The organism is Rhodospirillum centenum SW (genome assembly GCF_000016185.1).
GTDB lineage: Bacteria > Pseudomonadota > Alphaproteobacteria > Azospirillales > Azospirillaceae > Rhodocista > Rhodocista centena.
Genome location: NC_011420.2, coordinates 2,092,335 through 2,105,596 on the forward strand (window position 1 = coordinate 2,092,335; position 13,262 = coordinate 2,105,596).

The following is a 13,262-nucleotide window of genomic DNA, read 5'->3' on the forward strand; positions in this document are numbered from 1 at the left end:
CGCCGCGGCGGGTCAGCCGGGCGGGGCCTGGACGATGCAGCCGTACCAGCCCAGCCCGCGGTAGGTCTCGTAACCCGGCGTCAGGGCGAAGCCGACGGTGTTGCCGTCCTTGTCGCGATAGTGGCCCAGCGGACGGCCGCCCGTGTCCAGCGGGAAACCGGCCGTCAGGATGCCCTTGCCGTCGGAGGCGGCGATGATGCGCAGCCGGTTGTCCAGCAGCAGCACGCGGGTGCGGCCGGCCTCCTCCCCGGAGAGGCGGACGCCGCGGCAGACCGTCTCCGCCTGCGGACCCCAGTCGAAATGGATGCCCAGCACGCCCTGCGCGGTGCCGCCGCGGGCGCCGTCGGGGAAGATGGGGGCGGCGTAGGTCGCCGTCTGGCGGCCGCCCAGGGCAGGGCTCGCGGTGATGTCGGCGACGGCATAGTCGTCGCCGCTGCGGCTCTCCAGCGCCTGGCGGAACCAGGGTTCCTGCCCGACATCCAGCCCGGCGACGCGGAAGCGGTCGGGCCGGCCGCTGGCGATGACCCGGCCGTCGCGGCCGACGATCCAGAGGTCGAGATAGACGGTGTAGGCGTCCAGGATCACGCCCAGCCGCCGGCCGGCATGCTCCGCATCGGCCGGGGCTGCCGTCTCGGCGGCGCGGACGATGGCGCTGTCCGTCGCCCACCAGCGCACGTCGCAGGTGCGCTCGTAGAGGTTCCGGTCGATGATCTCGATGGCGTTGAGCGCAAGGTCGGCGAGACGCTGACCGCGCACCTCCTCGATCATGCGGGCGCCGAGCAGTTCCAGGTCGCGCACCTTGGCCGACAGTTCGGTGTCCAGCTCGTAGGCCACCTGCTCGATCCGGGTGGAGACGGACTTGACCTCGTTGGCGACGACGGAGAAGCCACGTCCCGCCTCGCCCGCCCGGGCCGCCTCGATCAGCGCGTTCAGCGCCAGGATGCGGGTCTGCCCGGTGATCGCCCGGATCGCCTCCGTCCGGGCCCGGACGGAACTGCCGACATCGGCCGCCAGCTCCATGATCCGTTCCGGACTCGCGGCCGAGGCCTCGGCCCCCCTGGCTTCGACCGACGCCGCGAATTCCGACACCATCGTATGCATGTCCTGGCCGCCCCCGCCCCAGGTAAGATCAGGGCGGAGGATTGCAGGCGACTTGCCGTTCCTTCAAGGGAATTCGTTTGAATTCATAAGTCTTTATCCTCCAGGCGGCGAAGGGTCCCAGGGGGAAGTTTCAGGATTGCCTGATAAACCCTCAGCCTGCCTGTTCGGCGGGCACGACGAAGCTGTCCATCACCTTCTTGACGCCCGTGGCGTCGAACTTGATCTCCAGCTTGTCGTTCTCCACGGCCACCACGGTGCCGTAACCGAATTTCTGGTGGAAGACGCGGGAGCCCGGATTGAAGGGCCGGTCGGGGCGGGAGCGCGGCGCCACCTGACAGGCGGTGCCCTCGATCACCCGGCCGCGCGCCGGCGCCTGCGCCGCCTGCCGGCCCATGCGGTTGAAGCGGTCGCCGAAACCGGACCAGCCGCCGCCCGCCGATGCCCCCCCGAACCCGCCGGAGCCGAATCCGCCGGACCCGAAGCCGGCGCCGCCGATGCCGGGGGCGTTCTCCACCTCGACATGCTCGGCCGGCAGCTCGTCCACGAAGCGCGACGGCAGGGAGGTCGCCCAGGAGCCGTGGATGCGCCGGTTGGCGGCGTGGCTGACATGGACGCGGATGCGGCCGCGGGTGATGCCGACATAGGCCAGCCGCCGCTCCTCCTCCAGCCCGGCGATGCCGTTCTCGTCCAGCGTCCGCTGCGAGGGGAACAGCCCCTCCTCCCAGCCGGGCAGGAAGACGACATCGAACTCCAGCCCCTTGGCGCCGTGCAGGGTCATCAGGCTGACCTGCTCCAGCCCGGACGCCTCGGCATTGTCCATCACCAGGGCGACGTGCTCCAGGAACCCGGTCAGGTTCTCGAACTCGCCCATGGCGTTGATCAGTTCCTTCAGGTTCTCCAGCCGGCCCGGCGCCTCGGGCGACTTGTCCTGCTGCCACATGCGGGTGTAGCCGCTCTCGTCCAGGATGGCCTGGGCCAGATCGGTGTGGGGCGTGCGGTCGATCTGGCCGCGCCAGCGCGCGATGTCCTCCATCAGGGCGCGCAGGGTGCTGCGGACCTTGCCGCGCAGCTCGTCCGTCTCCGTCAGCCGCCAGGTGGCCTCGGCCAGCGAAACGCCCAGCGTGCGCGCGGCGACGTAGAGCTGGCGCAGCGTGGCGTCGCCGATGCCGCGCTTGGGCACGTTGATGATGCGCTCGAAGGCCAGATCGTCGTCGGGCTGGGCGACGATGCGCAGATAGGCCAGGGCGTCGCGGATCTCCTGCCGCTCGTAGAAGCGCGGGCCGCCGATCACCCGGTAGGGCAGGCCCAGGGTGATGAAGCGCTCCTCGAACTCGCGGGTCTGGAAGCCGGCGCGCACCAGCACCGCCATCTGGCCGAGCGACAGGCCCTTGCGTTGCAGCGCCTCGATCTCGTCCCCGACCCAGCGCGCCTCCTCCTCCGCGTCCCAGAGGCCGCGGACCCGCACCTTCTCGCCGCCGTCCACCTCGGTCCAGAGCTGCTTGCCCAGCCGGCCCTGGTTGTTGGCGATGATGCCGTGCGCCGCCCCCAGGATGTGCGCGGTGGAGCGGTAGTTCTGCTCCAGCCGGATCACGCGGGCGCCGGTGAAATCGTGGTCGAAGCGCAGGATGTTCCCCACCTCCGCCCCGCGCCAGCCGTAGATCGAATTGTGGGTGATGATGCCGTTGGCGATGAAGTTGTGGGTCCGGCTGACGTCGATGTCATGGACGGTCGCCACCCCCGGTTCCGTCCTCACGGAACGGACGATGGCGAGCCCGCCATCGGCCCGGAACATCGCCATCCCAGGCCGGACGGAACCGGCCGGGATCATCGGGAGGCTCGACCGGACGCGCGCCGGCGCGGGCGCCGCTGTCAGCAATTCGCCATCGTCCGGCGCCGGGCCAGGGTCCAGGTCGGTCCCGGCCTCCCCGCCAGCCCCGAAGCGACCGAACTGAACGAGGGCCACGTCACCGTCGAAGGCCCGCCGGATCTGCTCGACCGTTGCCATGATGCGTCCGAGGTCGGCCATGGCCGTCTCGTACCGCCAGCCCGGATTGCTCTTCTTGGACGGGCGGATCGAAAGCCCGAGCGAGGCCAGGACGGCCGCGTCGTCCGGGTCGCTGCCGATGACCGAGATACGGTGGAGAGCCGCCGCGGCCCGGTTGTCGCCACAGAGCGTCACGGTCACGTTCCGCCGCCGGCCCGTATGGGCCTGCGGCCGGTAATGGGGATAGTCCCGGGAAAGGCCGAAGCGGGTGAGCACCGCCTCCCCGGCCGTCTCCGTCGGCCGCTCCTTGAACAGACGGTCCAGAATCGACTGGTCGTGGACGAGGCCGGCGGTCGATCCGCCCTTGCGGGCGACGAACGGGAAGGTCGGGATTCCGTAATCCAGCGAGAGGGTGTATTCGAGGAACCGGGCCTCGTTCTCGGAACCGTGGACCGCCAGGACCCAGACCGCGTCGGCATGCTCCTGCCGGCACCGCAGTTCATAGCCCAGAACGGGCTCGATCCTGGCGCGGGTGTAGGTCTGCGAGGTGCCCAGCCGGAAACCGTACCCCCGCTTGTGCATGAGATAGGTGAAGTAGAGCTGCGGCGTGACGCCGAGCCGGTAACCGGCGAAATGCCGGTGCTCCGGCGTGCTGACGAGCCGTGTTCCGTCCTCCAGTTCCACCGTCACCAGATCGCCGCTGTAGCTCCGCGCATAGGTGCGGGAGACGACGGAAGCGCCGCACGCCCCGCCCCCCCGGGCCGACAGGACGGCATCCCCGGCCCCCACGGTCTCGATGGGCCGTTCGCTCCCGTCCGCCATGCGGATCAGCGTTCCCGCCACAAGGCACTGGTCGTCATCCCCGACGCAGCAGATGTTCCGGTGCGCCTGGGCCAGCAGGCGGAGCCAGAGGTACTGGGCGACGTTGGTGTCCTGGTACTCGTCCACCAGGATGTAGCGGAAGCGGTCCTGATACTCCCGCAGGACGTCGTTGTGCTTCTGGAACAGGGCGATGTTGTGCAGCAGCAGGTCGCCGAAGTCGCAGGCGTTCAGGCTCAGCAGCCGGTCCTGGTACTGGCGGTAGAGGTCGATCAGGCGGCCGCCGGCCATGTCGCCGGCATCCTCGCGCTTCAGCCGGTCGGGGGTCAGCGCCTTGTCCTTCCAGCGCTCGATGGCGCCCAGCAGGACGCGCGCCGGCCATTTCTTGGAGTCGATGTTCTCCGCCTCCATGAGCTGCTTCAGCAGGCGGATCTGGTCGTCGGTGTCCAGGATGGTGAAGCTGGGCTTCAGCCCGACCAGTTCGGCATGGCGGCGCAGGATGCGCGCGGCGAGCGCGTGGAAGGTGCCCATCCACCAGCCCTCGGTGGGCACGCCGACCAGCGCCTCCACGCGCTCGCGCATCTCCCGCGCGGCCTTGTTGGTGAAGGTCACCGTCAGGATGTTCCACGGGCCGGCCCGGCGCGTCACCAGCAGGTGGGCCAGCCGGGTGGTCAGGACCCGGGTCTTGCCGGTTCCCGCCCCCGCCAGCACCAGCACCGGCCCGTCCAGCGCCTCCACCGCCTCGCGCTGCGCCGGGTTCAGGCCGGCGAGATAGGCCGGCTCGGCACCGGCTGCGGGCACGGGAACGGAGGCGGGCGTCGTCGCGGACGGCGCCGTGCTGGCAGGCCGGCCGGTCGGGGGCGGATCGGAGAAGAGGTCGCTCATGCGGGAACATATACAGCACAGGGCCGGGAGCGTCTTCCCCCGAGGCCCCCGAGACACCCTGTCGCCCTGTCTGCCGGCTTCCCCCCGCACCGGACGGGATGCCGGCTCCCTCCCCGACCTTTGCGCAGGGCGCCCCTACCGTGCGAGAACATTGCAGAACGCCCGCCGGAATGGAAAGATGCGCGGCCACGCAGGCTCCAGGAGTGAACCGATGCCCGTTCGGCTGTCCGACCCCGCGACGCTGGAGGCGATCCGCATCCTTGCCGACGTGCTGGACGAGATCGCGGGTCCCGAGAAGCTGGAATGCCTGATGGCGGCGAACGCGCTGCGCCAGGTGCTGGAAACCCAGTCGGAGACCGCCCTGAACTTCGCCCGGCAGGCGTTCGAATCGCTGGACCCGCAGGTGCGCCGCCAGATCCAGACGGACGCCACGGACAGCGCCGTCCGGGTGATGCAGGAGACGCGCAAGGCCCGCGCCTCCGGTGCCATGCCCAAGCGCCCGCCGGGACCGAGCAGCCCCTTCCTGGATGCCATCAACAGCGGCGGCATGAAGACCGAACGCAAGTGGTGAGCGCCCCGATGCCGTGCGGCGGCTGAGGGCCGTGCGGCGGCTGATCGGCAGCGGCGCGCCGTCAACGGCGTCCGGCGCTCAGCGTGTCCCGGTGGCCCTGCCCTGGGACGCCGCCCCCTTCTCCGGCCCGGCCCTGCCGGGAACCTGCGGGTCGGGCGCGGCGACATCCTCCGGCGGCTGGGCGGCGAAGTCCGCCGCATCCGCCACCACCCGGTTGCGCCCACCCGCCTTGGCGGCATAGAGCGCGGCATCCGCCCGCTGCACGAAGGCGGCCAGCGTCTCCCCCGGCCGGTAGATGGCAACGCCCGCCGACAGCGTGATGCTGCCCATCGATTCGCCCGAGGTGCGCTTGACGATCTGGCGGCCGGCGGTGGCGCGGCGGATGCGCTCGGCCACGGAGACGCCGGCGGTCAGCGGCGTGTCCGGCATCACCAGCGCGAACTCCTCCCCGCCGAAGCGGGACGGCGTGTCGCTGCCGCGCACGCTGTCCGCCAGGGTTCGGGCGACCAGACGCAGCACCTGATCGCCGGCGACATGGCCGTGGGTGTCGTTGAAGAGCTTGAAGCGGTCGATGTCGATCATCGCCAGCGCCAGCGGCCGGCCCGATTCCATCGCCTGCCCGGCGGCGGCGCGCAGCACCTGGTCGAAGCGCTTGCGGTTGGCGATGCCAGTCAGCGCGTCCGTCAGCGCCTCCTGCCGGACCACGGCCAGATCGTGGCGCATCGACTCGATCTGCACGGCGCTTTCGGAAAGCTGCGCCTCCAGCGCCTGGTTGTTGCGGGCCATCCGCGCCGTCTCGTCCGCGACGGAGCGGACCAGCGCCTTGAGCTGCTCCAGCGTCGCGGCGAGGTCGAGCTGCCCGCGGGCGGTCGCCAGGACATCGTGGTAGCGGCCGACATCGGCCCCGGCCTCGCGCAGGGCGGCCATCACCGATTCGAGGGCGGAGCCCAGCTTCTCGCTGGCGACATGGACGGCGTCGTGCTCCGCCTCCATCCCGAAGAAGCGCTCGTAGAGGTCGGCGCAGTGCGCCTCCCCCACCTGGGCCTGATTCGTTTCGAGGATGTCGATGGCCCGGCTGAGCGCGGGGAAGCGGCCGCTGAAATGGGCGTACCAGACCGTGTAGTGCTCCGGCGTGGGGGCCACGCCGTTTGCCCGGAGGCGCTCCAGCGCCGCCGCAGAGAGCTGCGCCGCCACTTCCTTCGTTTCCGCGAACAGCACGTCAGCGTCCCCCCGCCCCGGCCGCATGGCCGGACCCACGCAGGATACGGCGCTGCCCCACGCCCGCCAAGCCTGCGGCGGTATAATCCGACGTTTGTGTTTTAAGAGTCGTAACGGGGGGTATGCCCCGACCCCGCGACAGGTCGGCGCTGTCCGCTGTGCGGGGAAGCGGGGCTCAGTTGCACTGGCCCACGGAAGGCGCGGCGCAGACCCGCCTGCCGTCGATCCAGAGCGCCCCCGACAGATCGGCATTGCGCAGATCCGCCCCGTCCAGCCGGGCATCCGTCAGGTCCGCCTTCGTGAGATCGGCGTTCACCAGCTTGGCGTTGCGCAGATCCGCCCCCTTCAGCGACGCCCCCGCCAGCACGGCGCGGGTGAAGTCGGCCTCGATGAAGCGGGCGCCGTCCAGCGTCACACCGCCCATCCGGGCGCTGACGAACTTCGCCCGGTAGGCGTCGGCGCCGGCCAGGGTGGCGCCGGTCAGATCAGAACGCTGGAACGTCGCCTCCCGCAGCATGGCGCGGGAGAGATCGACGCTGCGAAGATCGCGTCCGTCATGATAGCAGCGCCGCCAGTTCACCTCCGGCATCGCCGGGTCCGTGCAGGCGGCCTGCGCCGCCGACGGCAGGGCCGTCAGCAGCAGGATCGGGACCAGAAGGCGGAGAAAGGGGGACAGGCGGGCGGGAACCATGGCGCAAGAGATAGTGTGTCCGGCCGCCCAAGCCAACCGGAACCCGCCCAGGACAGGAAATTTCCGGAACACATAAAGATATCTTTATGTTTGCATGTCCCGATCCGGGCCTGTATGAAAAGCAGACGTGCCCAGTGCGGGCGCCGGCCGGTCCGGCGCCCCGGTTCCGTCGGTGGAGGAGTGGATGACCCGGGAGCAACGGTTGGCCAAGCTGCGCGGCATCGCCGCACGGCGCATCCTGGTGATCGACGGGGCGATGGGCACGATGATCCAGCGCCACCATCTGGACGAGGCCGGCTACCGCGGCGAGCGGTTCAAGGACTGGCCGCGCGACGTGAAGGGCAACAACGACCTGCTGAGCCTGACGCGGCCGGACATCATCCGCGACATCCACGCCCAGTATCTCGCGGCCGGCGCCGACATCATCGAGACGAACACCTTCAACTCCACCTCCATCAGCCTCGCCGACTACGGCATGGAGGCGCTGGCCTACGAGCTGAACGTGGCCGGCGCCAAGCTGGCACGGGAGGCGGCGGACGCGGCCGAAGCCGCCGACCCGTCCCGCCCCCGCTATGTCGCCGGCGCCCTGGGGCCGACCAACCGCACCGCCAGCATCAGCCCGGTGGTGACCGACCCCGGCTTCCGCAACGTGGATTTCGACGAGCTGCGCGGCGCCTATGCCGAGCAGACCCGCGGCCTGATCGACGGCGGGGCCGACGTCCTGCTGGTCGAAACCGTGTTCGACACGCTGAACGCCAAGGCGGCCCTGTTCGCCGTGGAGGAGGTGCTGGAGGAGCGCGGCCTGGACCTGCCGGTGATGATCTCCGGCACCATCACGGACCGCTCCGGCCGCACCCTCTCCGGCCAGACGACGGAAGCCTTCTGGAACAGCCTGCGCCATGTGCGGCCGTTCAGCATCGGGCTGAACTGCGCCCTGGGGGCGGACCTGATGCGCCCCTACGTGCAGGAGCTGGCGCGCGTGGCGGACGTGCCCGTCTCCGCCTACCCCAACGCCGGCCTGCCCAACGAGTTCGGCGGCTACGACGAGACGCCGGCGCAGATGGCGCAGTCCCTGCATTCCTGGGCGGCGGACGGGCTGGTCAACATCGTCGGCGGCTGCTGCGGCACGACGCCGGATCACATCCGCGCCATCGCCGAGGCGGTGAAGGACGTCACCCCGCGCGTGCCGCCGGTGCCGGACCGGGCGATGCGCCTGTCCGGCCTGGAGCCCTTCACCATGGCGGCGTTCTGAGCCGATGACGGGTCAGTCCGCCCACGGATCGAGGAGGGGGATGCCGCAGTCCGCGAAATCGCGCGTGTTGCGCGTGGCCAGGGCATGCCCCTGGGCACGGCAGATGCCCGCGATCTGCATGTCCATCAGCCCGACGGTGATCCCCCTGGAGCGGCGCACCGCCATCAGCCGGCCCGCTTCCTCCGCGGCAACGTCGTCGAACGGCAGGACGCCACCGAGCAGCCCCCGGAGATCGCCGAACCGCCGCTCCAGCAGCGTCCTGCGGCGCCCGGCCGGTAACCGGCCCAGCCCATGCCGCACTTCAAGGATGGTGATCGCCGTCAGGCAGAGCCCGTCGGGGGGATACCTGTCCAGCCAGGCAGCCACGGCCGCATCGGCCCTCTCCGCCATCACGGCGGAGAGGACGTTGGTGTCGAGGACGATCACTCACCGGACCTTGCGGCCGGCGCCGGATCGCTCCTCAGCTCTTCAAGCTCCCCCTCCCGGAAGCCGGTTCCGGAACCGGAGAACAGACGCACGATGCGGGTCCCCGTGGGGAGCGACGGATCGTCATCGGGCAGTTCCCGGTCAGCCTGGAGGATCGCCTTCGCCTCTTCCTCCAGGGTCCGCCCATGGGCCGACGCCCTCAGGGAGAGGCGATTGCGGAGATCTTCATCGATCTCCAGCACGATGCGCGTATCCATCGGCACCTCCCTTGCCGGTTGCGTTCCCAATCTAGCACCGCCCCGCCCGCGCCCCAAGGTCAACCCCCGAGCCGCCCCATGACCACCGACAGCACCACCCCCCGCACCGCCCTCTTCGTCAATGTCGGCGAGCGCACCAACGTCACCGGCTCGGCCAGGTTCAAGAAGCTGATCCTGGAAGGCAACTTCGAGGCGGCGCTGGACGTCGCGCGCGAGCAGGTGGCGAACGGCGCCCAGGTCATCGACGTCAACATGGACGAGGCGATGCTGGACAGCGAGGCGGCGATGGTCCGCTTCCTGCGCCTGATCGCCAGCGAGCCGGACATCGCCCGCGTGCCGGTGATGATCGACAGCTCGAAGTGGAGCGTCATCGAGGCCGGGCTGAAGAACGTCCAGGGCAAGCCCATCGTCAACTCCATCTCCCTCAAGGAGGGGGAGGAGCCGTTCATCGAGCACGCCCGGAAGATCCGGCGCTACGGCGCGGCCGTCGTCGTCATGGCCTTCGACGAGAAGGGACAGGCCGACACCCGCGACCGCAAGGTCGAGATCTGCAGGCGCAGCTACGACATCCTGGTCAACCGGGTCGGCTTCCCGGCCGAGGACATCATCTTCGATCCCAACGTCTTCGCCGTGGCGACGGGCATCGAGGAGCACAACAACTACGCCGTCGATTTCATCGAGGCGGCCCGCCTGATCCGGCGCGCATGCCCCGGCTGCCACATCTCCGGCGGCCTGTCGAACGTGTCCTTCAGCTTCCGCGGCAACAACGCCGTGCGCGCGGCGATGCATTCGGTGTTCCTCTACCACGCCATCCCGGCCGGCATGGACATGGGCATCGTCAACGCGGGCGAACTGCCGGTCTATGACGAGATCCCGGCCGAGCTGCGCGAGCGGGTCGAGGACGTGATCCTGAACCGCCGGCCGGACGCCACCGACCGGCTGCTGGAGGTGGCCGACAAGTACAAGGGCGGCGCCGCGAAGAAGGAGGCCGACCTGTCCTGGCGCCAGCAGGACGTGCGGGCGCGGCTGACCCATGCGCTGGTCCACGGCATCGACGAGTACATCGACACCGACGTGGAGGAGGCCCGCCGGCAGGCGGACCGACCCCTGTCCGTGATCGAGGGGCCGCTGATGGACGGCATGAACGTCGTCGGCGACCTGTTCGGCGCCGGCAAGATGTTCCTGCCTCAGGTGGTGAAGTCCGCCCGCGTGATGAAGAAGGCGGTGGCCTACCTGCTGCCCTTCATCGAGGAGGAGAAGGCCGCCGCGGGCGGCGGGGGCGGCAGCGATTCCGCCGGCCGCGTGCTGATGGCGACCGTGAAGGGCGATGTCCACGACATCGGCAAGAACATCGTCGGCGTCGTGCTCCAGTGCAACAACTTCGAGGTCGTGGATCTGGGCGTGATGGTGCCCTGCGCGAAGATCCTGGAGGAGGCGCGCCGGCACAAGGTGGACATCATCGGCCTGTCCGGCCTGATCACCCCGTCGCTGGACGAGATGGTGTTCGTCGCCAAGGAGATGGCGCGGGAGGGCTTCGACATCCCGCTGCTGATCGGCGGCGCCACCACCAGCAAGGTCCACACCGCCGTGAAGATCGACCCGCACTATGCGGGACCCGTGGTGCATGTGCTGGACGCCAGCCGTGCCGTGGGCGTGGCGCAGAACCTGCTGAGCGCGGACGCGAAGACGGGCTACGCCGGCGGGATCAAGGCCGACTATGCCCGCATGCGCGAAGCGCACGAGCGCAATCAGTACGGCCGCGCCCGCCTGTCCCTGGCGGACGCCCGGGCCAACCGCTTCAGCCCGGACTGGTCGGCCTACGCGCCCGTGCGGCCGGCGGCGCCCGGCGTGACCGTCTTCGAGGATTACGACCTGGCGGAGCTGGCGACCCGCATCGACTGGAAGTTCTTCTTCGAGGCGTGGGAGCTGGCCGGCAGCTTCCCCGCCATCCTGGACGACGAGATCGTGGGCGAGTCCGCGCGCGGCCTGTTCAAGGACGCGCAGGTGATGCTGCAACGGATCATCGGGGAGAAGTGGCTGACCGCCCGCGGCGTGATCGGCCTGTTCCCGGCCAACAGCGTGGGCGACGACGTCGAGATCTACACCGACGAGAGCCGCACCACCGTGCTGACCCGGCTGCACTTCCTGCGCCAGCAGATGGCGCGCGAGCCGGGCCGCGAGCGCGCGCATCTGTGCCTTGCCGACTTCATCGCCCCGAAGCAGAGCGGCGTGCCCGACTGGATCGGCAGCTTCGCCGTCACCGCCGGGCACGGGCTGGAGGAGCGCGCCCGCGCCTTCGAGGCGGCGCACGACGACTACAACGCCATCCTGCTGAAGGCGCTGGGCGACCGGCTGGCCGAGGCCTTCGCCGAGCGGATGCACGAGCGGGTCCGCCGGGAGTTCTGGGCCTACGCCCCGGACGAGACCCTGAGCAACGAAGAGCTGATCGCCGAGGCCTACCGCGGCATCCGCCCCGCGCCGGGCTATCCCGCCTGCCCCGACCACACGGAGAAGGCCACCCTCTGGCGCCTGCTGGACGCGGAGAAGGCCGCCGGCATCAGCCTGACCGAGACCTTCGCCATGATGCCGACGGCCGCCGTCAGCGGCTGGTACATCGCGCATCCCGAGGCGAAGTATTTCGGGCTGGGCAAGATCGAGCGCGACCAGGTGGCCGACTATGCCCGGCGCAAGGGCATGGAGGTGGCGGCCATGGAACGCTGGCTGGCCCCGAACCTGAACTACGACCCCGACGCCGACGCCCGCGCCGCCGCCGCCCCCGCGGCGGCGTGAGGCGGTCCCCTCAGCGTGCTGTCAGTGTGGCCGCGGATTGCCCGTGACCCAGTCGCGCATGCAGTCCATCAGCTCCGGCACCGGCAGGGCTTCGATGTTGGTGTCGGAGTAGCCGCGGCTGCGCAGCCGGTCATAGGTATCGCCCATGAACTCGTTGAAGCGGCCGAACAGGGCAGCAGGCCCCGGAACCTGCCGGAGCCCGGCGACGCCGACGAGCCAGTTGCGCACTTCCGTGAGTGCCAGCTCCGGCTCGTTCCGGTGGACCGCGATGTCGGAATTCGACAGGTCGGAGATGGCCGCCTGGAAGCGGTAGCGCTCGGCCTCCAGGATCAGGCACCGCTTAACGCCGAATTCCGGCGGCCCGAAGAGGCGACTGCCCACGTCGAGCCCCAGTTCGAACGGCATGTTGAGGCGGAAGAACTCCCCTTTCCGCCGTGCCTTGAGGCGGGACAGGTCGTGGATGCCGAACCGCGACTCCCGGATCAGACGGACGATCTTGGCAATCCGGGCTTCGCCGGAATCCAAACTCTCCAGGGCGATCCGGGGAACCAGCCCGAGATCGACGACGCAGAAGAGGATCGGCCGGAGAAGCGGGAGATATTCGTCGTCGAAGGGACAGTTGATGAAGACGCTGGTCTCGAACGACATGCGCGGCCAGCGGTCCCTGGGGCTACCTACCGGGCCGGACCGAAGCTGTCGCGGCCGACGACCACGCCGTCACGGCGATGGATGTACAGCTCGCCCTGCGCCTTGCGGGCCTTGTCGGTGGCATAACGGATCGCATCGGCCTGGCTGTCGAACCGACGGGAGGCGCGCGCTGCCCCGGACCGCCGGACATTCCAGCTTCCGTCCGCCGAAGGGATGACGTGGTGGGCGTTCTTCATCGGGGAACTCCGACAACCGTCCGATCAGTCTCACTCAACCATAAGGCGGGCGCAAGATCGGATCGAGACGGGCCTCCGCCCCCTCCCCCTCATGACCCGCGCGACAGGCGGCCCTGGCGCCTGTTGCAACGGACCGCCGCTGCTGCGGCAGCAAGGGAGGAAACGGGGATGCGGGCGGTTCTTTCGTCGATTCTGGGTATCGTGTCCGGGCTGTCCGCCCATCACGTCGCGGACGGCCTGATCCAGGCGCCGCAGGCCGAGGCGCAGGCCTTCGCCGTGCTGGCGGGGATCGCCGTCGCGGCGTTCTACACCCACGCGACGGCACCGGAAGCGACCGAGGAGGAATGACCCCGGCCCCCGGAACGGCTCCGGCCCGCGGGCAGC

12 protein-coding genes are annotated in these 13,262 nt (G+C 70.1%); 4 read left to right on the forward strand and 8 right to left on the reverse strand.

Annotation, left to right across the window (positions count from 1 at the left end; genetic code table 11):
* Nucleotides 1–12: 12 nt before the first annotated feature.
* Together RC1_RS09765 and RC1_RS22135 are read right to left on the reverse strand one after the other, a co-directional pair.
* Nucleotides 13–1,092, reverse strand: coding sequence for a methyl-accepting chemotaxis protein (locus RC1_RS09765; RefSeq protein ID WP_049766681.1), 1,080 nt, complete (start codon nucleotides 1,090–1,092; stop codon nucleotides 13–15).
* Between the two features lie 160 nt (nucleotides 1,093–1,252).
* Nucleotides 1,253–4,789 carry a UvrD-helicase domain-containing protein gene (locus RC1_RS22135; RefSeq protein ID WP_012567214.1) on the reverse strand — a complete coding sequence of 1,179 codons (3,537 nt, stop codon included), beginning with the start codon at nucleotides 4,787–4,789 and terminating at the stop codon, nucleotides 1,253–1,255.
* 211 nt (nucleotides 4,790–5,000) lie between these two features.
* Here RC1_RS22135 and RC1_RS09780 point away from each other — a divergent pair, with 211 nt between their 5' ends.
* Entirely contained in the window at nucleotides 5,001–5,360 is a 360-nt protein-coding gene (locus tag RC1_RS09780; protein WP_012567215.1) for a hypothetical protein, read from the forward strand.
* Between the two features lie 78 nt (nucleotides 5,361–5,438).
* Here RC1_RS09780 and RC1_RS09785 read toward each other — a convergent pair whose 3' ends face one another.
* Both RC1_RS09785 and RC1_RS09790 read right to left on the reverse strand, forming a co-directional pair.
* The gene (locus tag RC1_RS09785; RefSeq protein ID WP_012567216.1) at nucleotides 5,439–6,578 is read right to left on the reverse strand and encodes a GGDEF domain-containing protein; all 1,140 of its coding nucleotides are present in this window, start codon (nucleotides 6,576–6,578) and stop codon (nucleotides 5,439–5,441) included.
* Nucleotides 6,579–6,753: 175 nt separating this feature from the next.
* Nucleotides 6,754–7,269, reverse strand: coding sequence for a pentapeptide repeat-containing protein (locus RC1_RS09790; protein WP_012567217.1), 516 nt, complete (start codon nucleotides 7,267–7,269; stop codon nucleotides 6,754–6,756).
* Nucleotides 7,270–7,453: 184 nt separating this feature from the next.
* On the opposite strand from RC1_RS09790, the gene RC1_RS09795 reads away from it, so the two are divergent.
* Nucleotides 7,454–8,521 carry a homocysteine S-methyltransferase family protein gene (locus tag RC1_RS09795; protein ID WP_041786279.1) on the forward strand — a complete coding sequence of 356 codons (1,068 nt, stop codon included), beginning with the start codon at nucleotides 7,454–7,456 and terminating at the stop codon, nucleotides 8,519–8,521.
* A gap of 12 nt (nucleotides 8,522–8,533) precedes the next feature.
* Here RC1_RS09795 and RC1_RS09800 read toward each other — a convergent pair whose 3' ends face one another.
* Nucleotides 8,534–8,947 (reverse strand): type II toxin-antitoxin system VapC family toxin, encoded by a 414-nt coding sequence (locus RC1_RS09800; protein ID WP_012567218.1) that lies wholly within the window; start codon nucleotides 8,945–8,947, stop codon nucleotides 8,534–8,536.
* Nucleotides 8,944–9,204 carry a FitA-like ribbon-helix-helix domain-containing protein gene (locus RC1_RS21750; protein WP_012567219.1) on the reverse strand — a complete coding sequence of 87 codons (261 nt, stop codon included), beginning with the start codon at nucleotides 9,202–9,204 and terminating at the stop codon, nucleotides 8,944–8,946. The genes RC1_RS09800 and RC1_RS21750 overlap by 4 nt, the downstream gene beginning before the upstream one ends.
* Before the next feature lie 78 nt (nucleotides 9,205–9,282).
* On the opposite strand from RC1_RS21750, the gene metH reads away from it, so the two are divergent.
* Complete coding sequence (gene metH / locus RC1_RS09810; RefSeq protein ID WP_049766682.1) at nucleotides 9,283–11,994, forward strand: methionine synthase; 2,712 nt, start codon at nucleotides 9,283–9,285, stop codon at nucleotides 11,992–11,994.
* Nucleotides 11,995–12,015: 21 nt separating this feature from the next.
* Here metH and RC1_RS09815 read toward each other — a convergent pair whose 3' ends face one another.
* Both RC1_RS09815 and RC1_RS09820 read right to left on the reverse strand, forming a co-directional pair.
* Complete coding sequence (locus RC1_RS09815) at nucleotides 12,016–12,642, reverse strand: hypothetical protein (protein ID WP_012567220.1); 627 nt, start codon at nucleotides 12,640–12,642, stop codon at nucleotides 12,016–12,018.
* Nucleotides 12,643–12,668: 26 nt separating this feature from the next.
* Entirely contained in the window at nucleotides 12,669–12,878 is a 210-nt protein-coding gene (locus tag RC1_RS09820; RefSeq protein WP_012567221.1) for a DUF2188 domain-containing protein, read from the reverse strand.
* A 168-nt stretch (nucleotides 12,879–13,046) separates the two neighbouring features.
* Between RC1_RS09820 and RC1_RS20085 the strand changes: the two genes are divergently transcribed.
* Nucleotides 13,047–13,226, forward strand: a complete 180-nt coding sequence (locus RC1_RS20085; RefSeq protein ID WP_012567222.1) for a hypothetical protein — start codon at nucleotides 13,047–13,049, stop codon at nucleotides 13,224–13,226.
* Nucleotides 13,227–13,262 lie beyond the last annotated feature (36 nt).